The following is a 15,939-nucleotide window of genomic DNA, read 5'->3' as shown; positions in this document are numbered from 1 at the left end:
TTCCTCAAACTGCCTTGTAAAAGGCGGTTTACTGCTTCAGCACACGGATTAATTTTACCTTTTCATCCGAGCGCGCCCGCAGCAGGTACAGCCCCGGTCCGGCCCATTCGGCTTTGAGGGTAACGACCTGCTGCTGGCCCGTCGTTTTCATCGGATGCTGGGTTACCGTTCGTCCATACACGTCTACCAGCTCCAGCGAAAGCGGCCGCCCGGCGGGACCCGCCACCTGAAGGCGAAGCACGTCCGAGAAGGGGTTGCTCAGCACCGAAACCGAGAATTCAGAAGCGGCCGTTTCGGCATCGAGGCGCGCTCCGGCCGTACAGGTCGTGCTGAAGGTCTGCGTGGCCGCCCCGCCGCCCGTTTGCCGGGCCTCAACGGTGAAGGTCACCCCGCTGCGCTGCCAGGTCGGCACCGTAAACACCGGACTGGTTGACCAGTCGCGCAGCCCCGCGATGCGGTATTCGATCGGCTGGCCGTTGCCGCCGGAAGGTTGCAGCCGCAGTTCGCCCGTGCCGCAGCTAAACGCCGGACTCAGCAGCGACAACGGCTGGTTTCCGCCGGGCGGCACCGTGACCGGCTGGCAACTGGCGCCAAACTGGATTTGTACTTCCCGGTAAGCCGCCCCGTCCCACTGCCGCGCCTGAATGGTGAATGTCGTGTTCTCCCGCTGCCAGGTCGGCACCGCGAACACCGCGTCCGTTGACCAGTGACGCAGTCCGGCAATCCGGTATTCAATCGGCTGGCCGTTGCCACCCTGCGTACGGACTTCCAGCCGACCGGTCGTGCAGTCGTAGGTCGGCAGCAGCAGGGCCAGAGGCTGCGAGCCGGTTGCCACCTGCGTAAGGTTGAAGCGCGCCACCACCGGAAGGTGGTCGGAGGTCGTGTTGCCGTAATCCGGAATAAACGTAAACGGTGTTCCCACCCCTACCGATTCAGGAAGGAAAGCCGGAGCCAGTTTGTTGGACACCAGAATGTGGTCAATGACGTTGTCACTGGTCAGGAACGTCCGGAAGCCGTTGTCGCTCAGCGGTCGGGTGACGAAGGTGTAGCGCGCCGGATCGTCCACAAATGGCTTGTAGGTCGATTCTGTGGACGTGATGCCGGGGTCGGTCGCCACGGTCAGGTCGATATCATCGTTGAAATCGCCGGCCACCAGCAGCAGTTCGTTCGGAAACTGGGCGTTCAGCGAGTCGTACAGCACCCGGGCGTCGTAGCGGCGGCGGTTGTAGCTGTCGGGCTGGTCGGTATTGGCTTTGGCATGAACACCGACCACGTTAAGCCGCACCGTCTGCCCGTTTGCCGTCGTCGTAAACGTCCACAGGTACGGATAACGGCCCGAAGCCCAGAAGTTGGACGGGTCGGCCGGATAGCCCGGCAGCGGCTGGGCCCGCTCCAGCAGGGGCCGCTGCGCGACCAGCGTCAGCACATCGGACTTATACAGGATACAAACCCGCTGGGCGTCGCCGGGCACCGTGGTTGGCGTGGCGGGATTGGGCGGAATTTCGTGACCGGGGTTATTGGAGACAAAAGGCGAACAGTTGCCCTGATAGCCCGGCAGCCCCGCGACCAGCCGGTTGATGGCGTCGGGCGACGAGATTTCTTCCAGCACGACCACATCCGACTGCAGGCTGTTAATTACCTGAATGGCGTTGGCAAACTGCTGGTTTTCGTTCGTCGGGCCGTTGCCGGTATTGCCGAGCCATTCGATGTTCCAGGCCGCTACGTCGAGTGTCTGACTGCGGTTGAGGTTTCCTTCCGGAATTTCGTAGCGCGTCGTTCCGCTGACATCCGCCACAAAGCGCGGCTGCACCTGAATATCCGTCCGGAAACGGCCTACGATGCCGGTCAGCGGAATGGTCGAACCGGGGTTCTGGTAGCCCGGCAGGTTGGTCGTCCGGACAATCCGGACCTGGGCCGACCCGGTGGCATCCGAAAGGCCGAAATTGGCATCCGGCGTAAAGACAAACCGCGGCGTCGGCGAGGCTACCGTGGTCAGGGGGCGAATGCGGGCGTCGGAAACGGTCACCAGCTGCCCTTCGTAATTGGCCAGCTGATTCACCGGAACGACTTTCGGGACCGGAGCTCCGACCGGGCCGATGTTCGTAAACGTGACGGTCCCGCCGACCTGTTTCAACTGGTTGAACGAGGTGATGGTCCCGCCCGTCACCTGCACGGAGTCGCCGATCTGAACGCCCCCGGCAAACGTGGCCGAGAAAATGGCGATTCCGCCCGTAGCATCCTGAATGAAGGCGGTGGTGCCAAACTGGTTGCTGGCCGTCACCCGACCCGCGATGCGACCGCCGGGCAGTGCCGAAAGCGGCGTGTTGTCGGGCCGCGAACGGGCGTCGGCGATGGTGGCAAACCCGGTTCCGGAGCCGGCCGTCACGTTGCCCAGGACCGAAAAGCTCTGAATGTTGCTGCCCACCTGATGCCGGAGTATCCCGGTCACCGCGCCAACCGTAGAGCGGTTCAGCCGCACACTGCCCACGATACTGGCATTGCCCACGAACCGGCTGCCCGGCACGGTCTCCTCCGTTTTGAAGCCATTGCCGAAGTCCACTTCAAACCCGTTGGTGGCGGTCACGACCAGATTATCGGTGGCGGTGATATTCCGGCCGGTCAGCGTGTAGCTTTGCGGAGCGGAGGGCGTTCCGGCGCTGGTCGTAAAGGTGTTGAAGTTGGCATTGACCGACACGCTGGCCTGTCCGTTGGTGGTCCCCGGTCCCGTCACGGACACTTCGTCGATGGCCAGCCCGTGGTCCGAGCCGGTATGGTCGGGGTCGTACCAGCGGAGCAGAATTTCTCCGTTGACCGGAATGGAGATGCCCGTCAGGGTGAAGGTTTTTTCCTGGCGGTTGGCGGCCGCATTGCCGTCCAGCGCCCCGGCGGTGCCGCCGGTAACGGGGCTGGTAAAGTTGAGGTCGGGAACGGCCGTAAAGCCGGAAGGCACCTCGCCGCCGCCGGGTTCGGTAGTGGTCAGAGCGGTCGCCGAAATCCGGTAGGAGAACGTCACGGTCTGGGCCGCGGCGGCGCTGTTGCGCCACTGTTCGCCGGTGTAGCGGATGGTCAGCGACGTAACGGGCTGGCTGCTTTCGTTGCGGAGGCGTAATCCGAACGTGAAGTTACCCGCCGCCGCGTTGCCAGACCCCAGGCTGCCGAGGGCCCGGTCAGGGTTCCCGTCGGTGCCGTAGCTGTAGAGTCCACCGGCGTTCGAGGAGCCGTTGTTGGCGGTCAGGGTGGCGCCGGTGCCGCTCCGCTCGGCATACCAGCCCGGCAGGGTGCTGTTCTGGGCAAAAGCGAGCGTGCCGCTGGCGGGCAGCGTGTTGAAAGCCTGACTGTAGGGGGTGGCCCCGGAAGGCAGCGGAACCTGTGCCTGAACCGGATGCAGGCCTGCGAAAAGCCCAATCAAACCGCCCCAGATGGGAAGTAGCCGTTTTTTCATAAAGTGTCTAAGGATGATGCGCAAAGCTATCCATTTCTAAATGGCAAGGCGTGGGACTGGTGTTACCATTTCTGAAAATTGATTAAAGGGAAACCCTGACAGCGGCCGAAGGCCCTGTCAGGGGCACTGGGGAGAAGGAAAACAACCCTGTCAGGGTCTTCGGCCGCTGACAGGGTTGTTTTCGAAAATTCGACTATTTTTGTAAAATCAGGCCACCTACCCAAACGAATCCGGCCCCCGTCTGAATCCATTTGTAATGAAACTTAACATCACCACTAAAATTGTCATCGGCTTTGGGCTCGGTGTCCTAATCGGTCAGATTCTGCACAGCACGGTCGATGCTGACACCGCTACGGACGTTGGCAACAAATTCCAGCTGATCAGCAAAGTCTTTCTCAAACTTATCAAAATGATCGTCGGTCCGCTGGTGTTTTCGACGCTGGTGGTCGGCATCGCCAAACTGGGTGATTTTAAGGCCGTTGGACGGATTGGCATCAAAACGCTGGCTTATTTTTACTTCGCCACCATCCTGTCGCTGCTCGTAGGTCTGGTAGTGGTCAACCTCACCCGTCCCGGCGAAATCCAGAGCTGGCCCCGTCCGGCCGCCGGAACCAGCGTCGGAATCGAAGGCAAAAAGCTCAACGGCATTGAAGAATTTATTCTGCATATCTTCCCGGACAGTGCTTTCCGGGCGCTGGCGGAAAATGAAATCCTGCAAATCGTCGTCTTTGCGCTGTTTTTCGGCATCGCCCTCGGTGCCATCGGCGAAAAAGGCAAATCCCTGCTGAAGGCCCTCGACGCGCTCAGCGAGGTGGTTTTCAAAATGGTGGGCTACGTCATGCAACTGGCTCCGTTTGCCGTATTTGGGGCCATGACAGCCGTGGTGGCGGCCAAAGGCCTGGGCATTCTGATTTCGTACGCCTACCTCCTGCTCTGCTTCTTCGGCGGACTGCTGTTCTTTATTTTCGTCATTCTGGCGGGCATCTGCGCCTTCATGCGGATTCCGTTCTTTAAGCTGATGAACCAGATGAAGGAGTCGCTGCTGCTGTCGTTCAGCACGGCCAGTTCAGAAGCGTCCCTGCCGCAGCAGATCAAGGCGCTGGAAGCTTTCGGCGTGCCGCCGCGCATCATCGGGTTTGTGCTGCCGCTCGGCTATTCCTTCAACCTCGACGGGTCGATGATGTACATGACCTTCGCGACGGGCTTTCTGGCGCAGGCGTACGGCGTCCCGCTGAGCGTCAACCAGCAGATTATCATGCTTCTGACGCTGATGGTCACGTCCAAGGGCATCGCAGGAGTCCCCCGCGCCTCGCTGGTGGTCATTGCCGGTACGATGGCCATGTTTGATCTGCCGACCGAAGGACTGGCCCTGATTCTGGGCATCGACCCGTTCCTGGACATGGGCCGTTCGGCCACCAGCGTGGCGGGCAATGCGGTAGCGACCTGCGTTATTTCCAAATGGGAAGGCGAGAAAAACCAGCCTATTCCGATGGAGATGGAGTCTTAACGACGCCCGTGTAAATACTTAAGTAACCCGATTGCAGCTGCCTGATAATTTATCGGTTATGGGTTGACTTTTTAGTAACATTGGTATACTTTAGCGACCCTATGTAACCTAACACTTACCCTAAGAGAACTCCTGACTTATGGCGCAGCAACTAATTCTCGAAGAAGAACTGGCATCCCTTTTTTCAGAAAAAGCATTAATCCAACTTCCTCAGAATTACCGCCTTGCTCTTGTCCGGTACGGTCCGCTGGTGGCCTCGATCCTCTTTCCGATTGCCCTGGTTGCCGTTCTGGCCGGTTCGGGCAGCACCGGGTTTTTGAGCCTGACGCTGAATCTGGAAGGCAGCCTCGGCACGCTGCTTCTGATCCTTAGTCTGCTGACCGGTATTTCGGCCCTCCCCGGCCTTTTTTACCGCAGACGCAGCAGCTGGTCCCGCCTGTACTGGGCCGGACTGCTTTATTCGCTGAGTGCGATTGTGACGATGGATTTCGGGGGCCTGCTCCTGACCTTTGCGGTGGGCTTCTACCTCCTGTTTCAGATTCGATCGTATTACAATAAATAACCAAACCTACCTCCACTCTTACAGGCGGCTGTCTACTGACGGGCGCCTGTTTTTTTGTATCTTCCCGGTTTGTATCCGTTTGTGGAGCTTTCTGCCGACTTTATCATAAAGACGATAGTCACAAGCGGGTAACCCATACTTTTGAAGACGCTTAGCCTAACAAAAGCAGCATGAACATTCTGGAAACTCACGACATCGTCAAACAGTACGCCCAGCACCGGGCTCTTGACGGCGTCAGCATCAACATTCCCCGCGGCAGTATTTTCGGGCTGCTTGGCCCCAACGGAGCGGGAAAAACCTCGCTGATCCGCATCATCAACCAGATCACGGGCCCCGATCAGGGACACGTTATGTTTGACGGAAAGCCGCTCAATTCCGACCACATCAGCCGCATCGGCTACCTGCCCGAAGAACGGGGGCTGTACAAAAAGATGAAAGTCGGCGAACAGCTGCTCTACCTGGCCCAGCTAAAAGGCCTTTCCGAAAAGCAGGCGATGGAAAAACTGAAGATCTGGTTTCAGAAGTTCGACATCAAAACCTGGTGGGAAAAGAACGTCGAAGACCTCTCGAAAGGGATGCAGCAGAAAATTCAGTTTGTGGCCACGGTCATGCACGAGCCGGACCTGATTATTCTGGATGAGCCTTTTTCCGGTTTCGACCCGATCAATGCCAACCTGATCAAAGACGAGATTCTGGAACTTCGCGAAAAAGGCAGCACCATCATCTTCTCCACGCACCGGATGGAGTCCGTCGAGGAGCTGTGCGACAACATTGCGCTCATCAACCGCTCGCATAAAGTGCTCGACGGGCCCAAAAAGCAGATCAAGGAACAGTACAAAACGCACACCTACCGCGTCGAATACCAGGGCTCGCTGGACGGCCTCAACCCGGCGTTTGAGGTCCTGAGCAACACCCCGCTGGAAGACGGCTTTACGGCCTCCGACATCCGGATTCCGCCCGATGCCGCCGTGAACGACCTCGTCCGGGCCCTCATTGACCGGGCACCGGTGCGCTTCTTCGGCGAGAACATCCCGAGCATGAACGAAATCTTCATCAAGGCAGTAGGCGAAATTCCCGCCTGAGGGGCCCGCGGGCGCATTGTCGAGGCCCATCGGTTCCTCCGTCATTCTTAACCTAATCACGGGTCAAGGCCCGTTCTTACCAGCTATGAAAACAATCTTACTGATTATCCGGCGGGAGTATCTGGTCCGGGTCCGGAAACGGTCCTTCGTGGTCATGACCATTCTCGGACCCCTGCTTATTTTTGCCTTCTACGCGCTGATCGGCTACATGAATATGCGGTCAATCGAGCAGAAAACGATTCAGGTCGTCGACGAAAGCGGCCTCTTCAAGGGAAAACTGAAAGATACCGAATCGCTCAAGTACACCTACCCGACGATCACCTTTGCCCAGGCGAAGGCCGGTTTCCCCAAAAGCGGGGCCAACGTCCTGGCGTACATTCCGAAGGACATCATCGAGCAGCCACGGACGCTGCAGCTGTTTGCGGAGAAGGGCGTCAGCCTGGAAATCAAGTCGACCATCGAGCGGGCCATCGAGCGGGAAATTGAGAACATTAAGCTCACCGAAGCCGGCATCACCCGCAAGATTCTGGAAGACGCCAAGGTGAACATCGATTCGGAGACCATCAGCCTGAGCGAAGAGGGCGAAAAAGAAAGCAGTGCCGGAGCGGCGGCCGTCATCGGCGGGATTACCGCCTTCATTATCTACCTGTCGATTTTCATCTACGGCACCCAGGTGATGCGCGGCATCATGGAAGAAAAGAGCAACCGGATCGTGGAGGTCATCATCTCCTCGGTGAAGCCTTTTCAGCTGATGATGGGGAAAATCATCGGCGTGGGACTGGTCGGGCTGACGCAGTTTTTACTCTGGATTTTGCTCACCATCGGTCTGACGTCGATCGGCGGTTCGATTCTGAGTTCCAAGCTGAGCGCCAAAGAGCGCCAGTCTGCCATGGTCCAGCAGAGCAAAGCGCTGGGCGCCGACCAGCAGGCTCTACAGGCCGGAGCCACCGCGTCGGCCGACAATCCGGTTTCTCAGGTCCTGAAAGCCGTCAAGACCCTGAACATTCCGCTGATTATCGGCTGTTTTCTGTTTTATTTTCTGGGGGGCTACCTCCTCTACAGCGCGCTGTTCGGAGCCCTTGGGGCCGCGGTAGACAACGACACGGAGGTGCAGCAGTTTATGCTGCCCATTACGCTCCCGGTGGTCTTTGCCATCGCCATCTCCAGCTTTGTCATCCGCGACCCCGACGGTTCGCTGGCTTTCTGGGCTTCTATGGTGCCGCTGACCTCCCCGATTATCATGCTCATCCGGATTCCGATGGGTGTACCGGCCTGGGAGCTGATTCTGTCGATGGTGCTGCTGGTGCTGGGCTTCCTGGGAACCACCTGGCTGGCCGCCCGGATCTACCGCGTCGGCATCCTGATGTACGGCAAGAAAGTAACCTACCGCGAGCTGTCGAAGTGGTTGTTTTATAAGGCTTAACCGGTATGTCCGACATTACGCATCTTCGGAAAAGTTTGCGTCGGGACAGGTTGAGTTCTCAAAACACGCCGTTGATAATACCCTTATTCGCAGAATCAAAGTTTCGGAAATTCAGGAAGTGATTGCTACGGGAGAAGTCATAGAAGATTATCCGGAAGACCATTACGGACCAAGTTGTCTGATTTTTGGTTATACCGAAAAAGGGCGACCTTTACCTATTCAGACGAGTTATCCCCAACAGAATCCGGTTAAAGTAATCACCCTGTATGAGCCGACGTCCGAACGATGGCTGGCAGACTTTAAAACGCGAAAAAGATTGAGTGAGGAAACTGAAAAATCCGTACGGGTCAACATCCGTTACGTTCTTGAGCTGGAGGGAAAGTTATACGTAATTGAGAACGTTCCGGCACAAATTGACCCGGATACCGGCGAGCCGCTTTTTTCTGTGGAAACCGTAGCGAAACTACAGGAACTGGTCTGGCAGGAGACCCCACCGGTCCGCGTGATGGAGACGCCGGTCTATCGCTTTGCAGGATAAATCGTACACCGGCTTCCGTAGCATTTATCCGCCTGAAATAGGCCCTGAAAAGCCTTCTTAAGAAACTTTAACAGACCCGTTCGACCCCGGACGGGTTTTTTATTGCTAATTTTGGGAAATGTTTCACAGCAATCGAGCTGAAAAACCCGATGCAGATAACTAAAGGAACCGATTCTTCCGCTTCGCTGCGGAGTCAGGCTAACCCATCCGGGGCCTCATTTCAACGGCTCAACAACCTCACCGGCTGGCTGATGTTCGCGGTGGCGCTGGTCACGTACGCGGCCACCGTCGAGCGCACTGCCTCCTTCTGGGACGTTGGTGAGTTTATTGCCTGTTCGTACAAACTGGAAGTCCCCCACCCGCCCGGAGCGCCGTTCTTTCTGCTGGTGGGCCGTATCTTTTCTCTTTTCGCTTTTGGCGACGTAACCCAGGTGGCCTACTGGGTCAACATGGTTTCGGTTTTTTCCAGTGCCTTCACCATCCTGTTCCTGTTCTGGACCATCACCATGCTGGGCCGGAAAATTCTGGACAAGCGCGATGACGACCTGACCGCGGCCGACACCTGGCAGCTGCTGGCCGCCGGGGCGCTCGGCGCGCTGGCCTATACGTTCTCCGATACGTTCTGGTTCTCGGCCGTGGAAGCGGAAGTGTACGGAATGTCGTCGTTCTTCACGGCCATCGTCGTGTGGGCGGCCTACAAGTGGGAGCGCATCGAGGACGAAGCCGCGGCCAACCGCTGGCTGCTGCTGATCGCGTACCTGACGGGCCTGTCGATCGGCGTCCACCTGCTGAACCTGGTGACGCTGCCCGCACTGGCGCTGGTGTATTATTTCCGGAAAAACCAGAAAGCGACTTTCAAAGGCGCAGCGGTGGCCTTCGGACTTGGTTTCTTTGTGCTGGGCATCATCAACTCCGGGATTATTCCGGGCCTGCCGAGCGTTGCGTTTGCGGTAGAACGGCTGTTTGTCAATGGCTTCGGAATGCCGTTTGCCTCCGGGACCATCTTCTTCACGGTCGTTTTCCTCGGGGCGCTGATCTACGGCATCATCTGGTCGGCCCGGAACAACAAAGTGACGCTGAACGTGAGCCTGCTGGCGCTGGCTTTTGTGCTGATCGGCTACGCCTCGTACATCCAGGTACTGGTCCGGTCGAACTACAACCCGCCGATCAACGAGAACAACCCCAGCGATGTGCTGAACTTCGTATCGTACCTGAAACGGGAACAGTACGGCAGCCGCTCGCTGTCGTTCGGCCCGGTCTACACGGCCCGTCCAGTCGACCAGAAACAGGGCGAAGCAATCTACCGCAAGCAGGGCGACAAATACGTGGTGTACGACCACAAACCGGTTTACGTCTACGAGCCGGGTCAGGAAATGCTGTTTCCGCGGGTCTGGAGCAGCCAGGGCAACCACCCGCAGTTGTACCAGCAGAAACTCGGTCTGGCCCCCGGTCAGAAGCCGACGATGGGCGACAACCTGGAGTTCTTTTTCTCGCACCAGCTCGGGCACATGTATTTCCGGTACCTGATGTGGAATTTTGCCGGTCGGGAGAGCGACCAGGAAGGCGCGGGTTACCTGCTGCCGTGGAGCTCGGACGAGGGCGTTCCCGACATTATCAAGAACAATAAGGCCCGGGACAACTTCTACATGCTGCCGTTCATTCTGGGCCTGTTCGGACTGCTGTTCCAGTACTTCCGCCGTCCGAAGGATTTTCTGGTGATGGGCCTGCTGTTCCTCTTTACCGGCGTTGCGCTGGTCGTGTTTCTGAACTCGCCGCCGCAGGAACCCCGCGAACGGGATTACATCTACGTCGGTTCGTTTTACTTCTTTGCCATCTGGATTGGTCTGGGCCTGATGGCCTTTGTGGACGGATTCCGGGAATACATCAAGAACGAAAGGCTGCGGGTGGCGCTCTTCAGCGGGCTTTTCCTGCTGGTGCCGGTGATGATGGGCGTTAAAAGCTGGGACAACCACGACCGCTCGGATCGCTACCACTCGGTTGATTTTGCCAAAAACCTGCTGAACTCCTGCGCCCCGAACGCCATCCTGTTCGTCGGCGGAGATAACGATACGTTCCCGCTCTGGTACGCTCAGGAAGTGGAAGGCGTGCGCACCGACGTTCGGGTGTGTAACCTCAGCCTGCTGGGTACGGACTGGTACATCCAGCAGATGAAACGCAAGACCTATCTGTCGGAAGCCCTGCCCATTTCGCTGGAATTCGACCAGTTTATCATGGGCAAGAACGACGTCATTCCGTTTGTGGAAGTGCCGGCGGTTAAAAACGGTATCAACCTGAAGGAATACATCAGCCTCGTTAAACAGAACAGCCCGGCCATTCAGGTTGGCCTGCAGGCGGGCGGTACGACAAACATTCTGCCGTCGTCGGCCTTCTTCCTGCCCATCAACAAGGCACAGGTGGCGGGCATGCCGTTTGTTCCGGCCGAACTAAAGCCGTTTGTGAGAGACACGATCGCCTGGAAGATTGGGGGCAACGACCTCTACAAGCCGGACCTGATCATGCTGGACATCATTGCCAACAACGATTTCAAACGTCCGGTGTACTTCTCGACGACGCTTGCTCAGTCCAACTACCTGAACCTGAAAGACCACATGCAGCTGGAAGGCTACGCCTACCGCCTGATGCCGGTGCAGGTACCGGGTGCCGAAGACGGCTTTGTAAACAGCACGGTCATGTACAACAACATGATGAGCAAAATGGCGTGGCGTGAACTGAACAACCCGAACACGTACTACGACGATACCTACAAAGGTTCTCCGGTAATTTCGGCGCGTATCGCGTTCCTGCGGCTGGCCCAGCAGCTTATCATGGAAGGCAAAAAAGACCAGGCCCGCGCCGTTCTGAACCGGGCGCTGTCGGTGATTCCGAACGAGAGCATTCCGTACGACCAGATTTCGACCAACTACATCCGCCTGTTGATCGAAGTGGGTGAACTGCAGAAGGCGCAGCAGATGGCGGACGTAATTTCCACCCGCGCCGACCAGATGCTGACTTACATCAAGCGCACCGGCGGCGGCGGTCAGGATGCCAACATCGAACTCTACAACCTGCAGACGATCGTGAACGCTTTCCGCGAAACGAAGAACGAGCCGCAGGCGAAGAAGTACGATGCCATCTTCCAGAAACACCTCAACGCCCTGGGCTGACCCATCCCCCCTGTCAGCGGCTGCAAGCCCTGACAGGGGTTAAATACCTGGGTTAACGAAGCAAAATACCCAACAACAAAAAGCCCGAATCGTTCTGATTCGGGCTTTTTGTTGTTGGACGGGGTTAGCGTCCGGGTGTCGATTGGACCTTCATGGCTAAATCGCTGACAGGGTTTTAGCCGTGGAAGAAATCTTTCATCCGCTCGAAGAATCCTTTTTCGTTTTTGCCGGGCTTCGGCTGGAAGTTGGGCGAACTCCGGAGCTTTTCCAGAATGGTCCGCTCCTCCGACGACAGGCTTTTCGGCGTCCAGATGTTCACATGGATCAGCTGGTCGCCCCGGCCGTAGCCGTTCAGTTCCTTGATTCCTTTGCCTTTCAGGCGCAGAATCTTGCCGCCCTGCGTTCCCGGTTCCAGCGTAATGCGCGCCCGTCCGTCGATCGTCGGGACCTCCACGGAAGTGCCCAGCGCCGCATCGACAAAGTTGACGTGCAGATCGAAGATGACGTTGTTGCCGTCGCGTTTGAGGTTTTCGTCTTCCTCCTCCTCGATGACCACGAGCAGGTCGCCGGCCACGCCCCCGCGCGGCGGCACATTGCCGCGGCCGCCGACAGAAAGCTGGATGCCATCTGCCACCCCGGCCGGAATCCGCAGCGGAATTACGTCCTCCTGCAGGACACGGCCTTCGCCGAAGCACACGTCGCAGCGGTCGGTCACCAGCTTGCCTTCCCCGTTACAGGTCGGGCAGGTGCTGGTCGAAACCATCTGGCCCAGCATCGTATTGACTACCTTCCGGACCTGCCCCGTTCCGCTACAGGTGTTACAGTTCGTGACGGCCGTACCGTTTTTCGAACCGTTGCCTCCGCAGGTCGTACAGGCCACGTGCCGTTTTACCTTGATCTTTTTCTCAACGCCGTTGGCAATCTCCTGCAGGTTCAGTTTCAGTTTGATGCGCAGGTCGGAGCCCCGGCGCACGCGCCGTCCGCCCTGCTGACCGCCCCGCCCGAAGAACGAGCCGAACGGGCTATCGTCGCCGAAAATATCGCCGAAGTTCGCAAAAATATCCTCCATCGACGGACCACCGGCCCCACCGAAGCCCCCGTTTCCGCTCATGCCGGCATGGCCAAACTGGTCGTAACGGGCTTTCTTCTGCGGATCGCTCAGCACATCATAGGCTTCGGCCGCTTCCTTGAACTTCTCCTCAGCCGTCGGGTCGTCCGGATTTTTGTCGGGGTGGAACTTGATCGCCATTTTGCGGTACGCCTTCTTGATGTCGTCCGCGGAGGCGTTTTTATCCACGCCCAGTACCTCGTAATAATCTCGTTTCGTCGCCATTATGGTTTTTTAAGACCCCACCACCACCTTGGCGAAGCGAATCACCTTGTCGTTCAGGTAGTAGCCTTTTTCGAGTTCATCAATCACTTTTCCCTTCAGGTCATCGCTCGGGGCGGGAAACTGCGTGACCGACTCATGCAGGTCCGCGTCGAACGGTTCTCCCTTCGAAACCATCGGCTTCAGGCCTTTGGTTTCCAGCGTTTTGTAAAGTTTGCTGAAGATCAGCTGCACGCCCGCTTTCAGGGCATCGACCTCCGTGGCGGTTTCCATCGACTGCATGGCCCGTTCGAAGTCATCCACCACCGGCAGCAGGGCCACCAGCATGCCTTCGTTGGCGTTGGCAATCAGGTCAAGTTTTTCTTTGGACGTCCGGCGGCGGTAGTTTTCAAAATCCGCCAGCAGACGCAGGTATTTATCTTTCAACTCCGCCAGTTCAGCGGCCGTTTTATCTTCCGCAACCGGTTCTTCTGTCACGTCGGCCGGCAGCTCTTCCGCCGAATTGTCAGCGTGCTCTTCCAGACCGGCCTGCGTTTCTTCGTTCGTTGTGTCAGGTTGTTGCGTAGTGTTTTGCTCCTCCGTACTCAAGGTTTCTTTATTCTCCATATTTTTCGTGAAAATCTTGCGCCACTTCATAACATAAATTATGGCGCAAATAAGTTGCCAAATATAAGATTTCTGACAAAGTGTCGGAACTGGTCAGCCCCAGAACTGACGCTGTTTTATCGACTAACTTTGACTGACCGGATTGATTTTAGCCAAATTGTGGTTAATCAGGAAGACCAGCGCTAATCGACGTGCATACGTATTCCCAACGCATCAAACAGGAAGCCGCCCGACTGGGCTTCGACTTCTGCGGAATTTCCCGGGCGGAATTTCTGGAGGACGAAGCGCCGCGTCTGGAAACGTGGCTGGCCCGGCAGATGCACGGGCAGATGAGTTACATGGCGGGCCACTTCGACAAACGCCTCGACCCGCGCCTGCTGGTCGAAGGAGCCAAATCCGTAGTGACGGTCCTGCTGAATTACTATCCGGAAAAATCCCTGCCGCAGGGCCCCGACGAGTACAAGATCTCCAAATACGCCTACGGCACGGATTACCATTTCGTCATCAAGGACAAGCTGAAAGACCTGATGGCGTATATCCACGAGGAAATCGGCGAAGTGGGCGGCCGCGTATTCGTAGACTCGGCTCCCGTGATGGACAAAGCCTGGGCGCAGCGGAGCGGGGCGGGCTGGGTCGGCAAACACAGCAACATCCTGAACCGCGACATAGGGTCGTTTTTCTTTATCGGTGAGTTGATTCTGGACCTCGAACTTGAACCCGACGGCCCCGTCAAAGACTACTGCGGCACCTGCACCCGCTGCCTGGACGCCTGCCCGACCGGCGCAATCACCGAGCCGTATGTGGTCGACGGCAGCAAGTGCATTTCTTATTTCACCATCGAACTGAAGGAAGCCATTCCGGAGGAGGTGCGCGGGAAGTTCGACAACTGGGTGTTCGGTTGTGATATCTGCCAGGACGTGTGCCCCTGGAACCGCTTTGCCCGCCCCCACCGGACGCCCGAATTCGACCCGCACCCGGCCCTGGCGGAGTTTACCAAACAGGACTGGGAGGAAATCACGGAGGACGTTTTCAGGGAAGTTTTCAGACGTTCGGCCGTAAAGCGGACGAAGCTGGAAGGGCTGAAACGGAACATCGAATTTGTGCAGTCGGCGGTCAGTCCGGAGCGCGTAAAGTAATTTCGGCGCGTCCGGCGTTATTTTTCTTCCTCACCTTAGCCAATCGCTTTGCGTCCTGCGCGTTTACGCCTTATTTTGCCCTGCAATAAAATTCCGTACTCCTTGATTATTGAAACCCGCGCCTACGCACGTGCCGGATTGCTGGGCAACCCCTCCGACGGCTTTTATGGTAAGACAATTTCCATCTCCGTCCGTAATTTCGGCGCATCGGTGTCCCTTTATCAGTCACCGGAACTGGTGATCGAGCCCCAGGCACCCGATACGAACACGTTCAAAAGCATCTTTCACCTGCGCGACGCGGTCAGTTCGCTGGGCTACCACGGCGGTATTCCGCTCATCAAGGCGGCCATCAAGCAGTTCTGCGAGTATTGCGAACGCGAAGGAATCCGGCTGCCCAACAAGCAGTTTACCATCCGTTATCAGACATCCATTCCGCGTCAGGTCGGCCTTTCGGGCTCCAGCGCCATTGTGGTGGCTACGTTCCGGGCGCTGATGCGGTTTTACCGGGTCGAGATTCCGAAACCGCTGCTGCCCACGCTGGTGATGAAGGCCGAAACGGATGAACTGGGCATCACGGCGGGCCTTCAGGACCGCGTCATTCAATGTTATGAAGGCTGCGTCTACATGGATTTCAACAAGGAACTGGTCGAAAACCGGGGATACGGGGAGTACGAGCCGGTAGACCCCCGCCAGCTCCCCAAGCTGTACATCGCCTACAAAACCGCCCTGGGCAAACAGTCCGGCAAGATTCATAACGACATCCGCACCCGCTGGCTTAAAGGCGAAGAGCTGGTCATCAAGACGCTGCACGACATTGCCGATGTGGCCCAAAAGGGGCACGATGCGCTGGTGAACAACCGGCCACAGGACCTGCCGGAGCTGGTCAACGAGAATTTTAACCTGCGGCGACGCATCTACAACATCAGCGAAAGCAACCTGGAAATGATCGAGACCGCCCGCCGCACCGGCGCTTCGGCCTCCTTTGCCGGCTCAGGCGGCGCCATCGTCGGCACCTACGAGGACGACGATATGCTCAACCACCTCTTTGTCGAACTCAAACGCCTGGACGCCCGGGTGATTAAACCGTACATTAGTTAAATTCTGAATGATTGAATGACTGAATGACTGATTACGCGGAACGAATCAGTC

General features: G+C 57.5%; 11 protein-coding genes. 8 read left to right on the top strand and 3 right to left on the bottom strand.

Features of this window, described 5'->3' with window-relative positions:
• Nucleotides 1-28 precede the first annotated feature (28 nt).
• A complete protein-coding gene (locus ORG26_RS20815; RefSeq protein ID WP_266365232.1) occupies nt 29-3,442 on the bottom strand; it encodes an endonuclease/exonuclease/phosphatase family protein in 3,414 nt (1,137 codons plus the stop codon).
• Between the two features lie 256 nt (nt 3,443-3,698).
• On the opposite strand from ORG26_RS20815, the gene ORG26_RS20810 reads away from it, so the two are divergent.
• From ORG26_RS20810 to ORG26_RS20785, 6 genes are all read left to right on the top strand, one after another.
• Nucleotides 3,699-4,949 (top strand): dicarboxylate/amino acid:cation symporter, encoded by a 1,251-nt coding sequence (locus tag ORG26_RS20810; protein ID WP_266365230.1) that lies wholly within the window; start codon nt 3,699-3,701, stop codon nt 4,947-4,949.
• A 139-nt stretch (nt 4,950-5,088) separates the two neighbouring features.
• Nucleotides 5,089-5,511, top strand: a complete 423-nt coding sequence (locus ORG26_RS20805) for a hypothetical protein (protein WP_266365228.1) — start codon at nt 5,089-5,091, stop codon at nt 5,509-5,511.
• Nucleotides 5,512-5,681: 170 nt separating this feature from the next.
• Nucleotides 5,682-6,593 carry an ABC transporter ATP-binding protein gene (locus ORG26_RS20800; RefSeq protein WP_266365226.1) on the top strand — a complete coding sequence of 304 codons (912 nt, stop codon included), beginning with the start codon at nt 5,682-5,684 and terminating at the stop codon, nt 6,591-6,593.
• Between the two features lie 85 nt (nt 6,594-6,678).
• Entirely contained in the window at nt 6,679-8,016 is a 1,338-nt protein-coding gene (locus tag ORG26_RS20795; protein WP_266365224.1) for an ABC transporter permease, read from the top strand.
• Nucleotides 8,006-8,554 (top strand): DUF4258 domain-containing protein, encoded by a 549-nt coding sequence (locus ORG26_RS20790; RefSeq protein ID WP_323134438.1) that lies wholly within the window; start codon nt 8,006-8,008, stop codon nt 8,552-8,554. Before ORG26_RS20795 ends, ORG26_RS20790 begins: the two co-directional genes overlap by 11 nt.
• A 251-nt stretch (nt 8,555-8,805) precedes the next feature.
• A complete protein-coding gene (locus ORG26_RS20785; RefSeq protein ID WP_266369449.1) occupies nt 8,806-11,718 on the top strand; it encodes a DUF2723 domain-containing protein in 2,913 nt (970 codons plus the stop codon).
• 175 nt (nt 11,719-11,893) lie between these two features.
• On the opposite strand, the gene dnaJ is transcribed toward ORG26_RS20785, so the two are convergent.
• Nucleotides 11,894-13,051, bottom strand: a complete 1,158-nt coding sequence (gene dnaJ, locus ORG26_RS20780) for a molecular chaperone DnaJ (RefSeq protein WP_266365223.1) — start codon at nt 13,049-13,051, stop codon at nt 11,894-11,896.
• A 9-nt stretch (nt 13,052-13,060) separates the two neighbouring features.
• The gene (locus ORG26_RS20775) at nt 13,061-13,654 is read right to left on the bottom strand and encodes a nucleotide exchange factor GrpE (RefSeq protein WP_266365221.1); all 594 of its coding nucleotides are present in this window, start codon (nt 13,652-13,654) and stop codon (nt 13,061-13,063) included.
• 191 nt (nt 13,655-13,845) lie between these two features.
• On the opposite strand from ORG26_RS20775, the gene queG reads away from it, so the two are divergent.
• Both queG and ORG26_RS20765 read left to right on the top strand, forming a co-directional pair.
• Nucleotides 13,846-14,790 carry a tRNA epoxyqueuosine(34) reductase QueG gene (gene queG / locus ORG26_RS20770; RefSeq protein WP_266365219.1) on the top strand — a complete coding sequence of 315 codons (945 nt, stop codon included), beginning with the start codon at nt 13,846-13,848 and terminating at the stop codon, nt 14,788-14,790.
• 102 nt (nt 14,791-14,892) lie between these two features.
• Complete coding sequence (locus ORG26_RS20765; RefSeq protein ID WP_266365217.1) at nt 14,893-15,888, top strand: mevalonate kinase family protein; 996 nt, start codon at nt 14,893-14,895, stop codon at nt 15,886-15,888.
• The last annotated feature ends 51 nt before the right edge of the window (nt 15,889-15,939 follow it).

This window comes from Tellurirhabdus rosea, from assembly GCF_026278345.1.
In the GTDB taxonomy this organism is placed as follows: Bacteria; Bacteroidota; Bacteroidia; order Cytophagales; family Spirosomataceae; genus Tellurirhabdus; species Tellurirhabdus rosea.
Note: the sequence above shows the minus strand (reverse complement) of the source record. Positions and strands in the feature narration are given on the sequence as shown.

Coding starts and splice junctions, on each gene's coding strand:
- ORG26_RS20775 (WP_266365221.1), bottom strand. CDS start 13,654: ATGGAGAATAAAGAAACCTTGAGTACGGAGGAGCAAAACACTACGCAA.
- ORG26_RS20805 (WP_266365228.1), top strand. CDS start 5,089: ATGGCGCAGCAACTAATTCTCGAAGAAGAACTGGCATCCCTTTTTTCA.
- ORG26_RS20800 (WP_266365226.1), top strand. CDS start 5,682: ATGAACATTCTGGAAACTCACGACATCGTCAAACAGTACGCCCAGCAC.
- ORG26_RS20785 (WP_266369449.1), top strand. CDS start 8,806: ATGTTCGCGGTGGCGCTGGTCACGTACGCGGCCACCGTCGAGCGCACT.
- dnaJ (WP_266365223.1), bottom strand. CDS start 13,051: ATGGCGACGAAACGAGATTATTACGAGGTACTGGGCGTGGATAAAAAC.
- ORG26_RS20815 (WP_266365232.1), bottom strand. CDS start 3,442: ATGAAAAAACGGCTACTTCCCATCTGGGGCGGTTTGATTGGGCTTTTC.
- ORG26_RS20810 (WP_266365230.1), top strand. CDS start 3,699: ATGAAACTTAACATCACCACTAAAATTGTCATCGGCTTTGGGCTCGGT.
- ORG26_RS20795 (WP_266365224.1), top strand. CDS start 6,679: ATGAAAACAATCTTACTGATTATCCGGCGGGAGTATCTGGTCCGGGTC.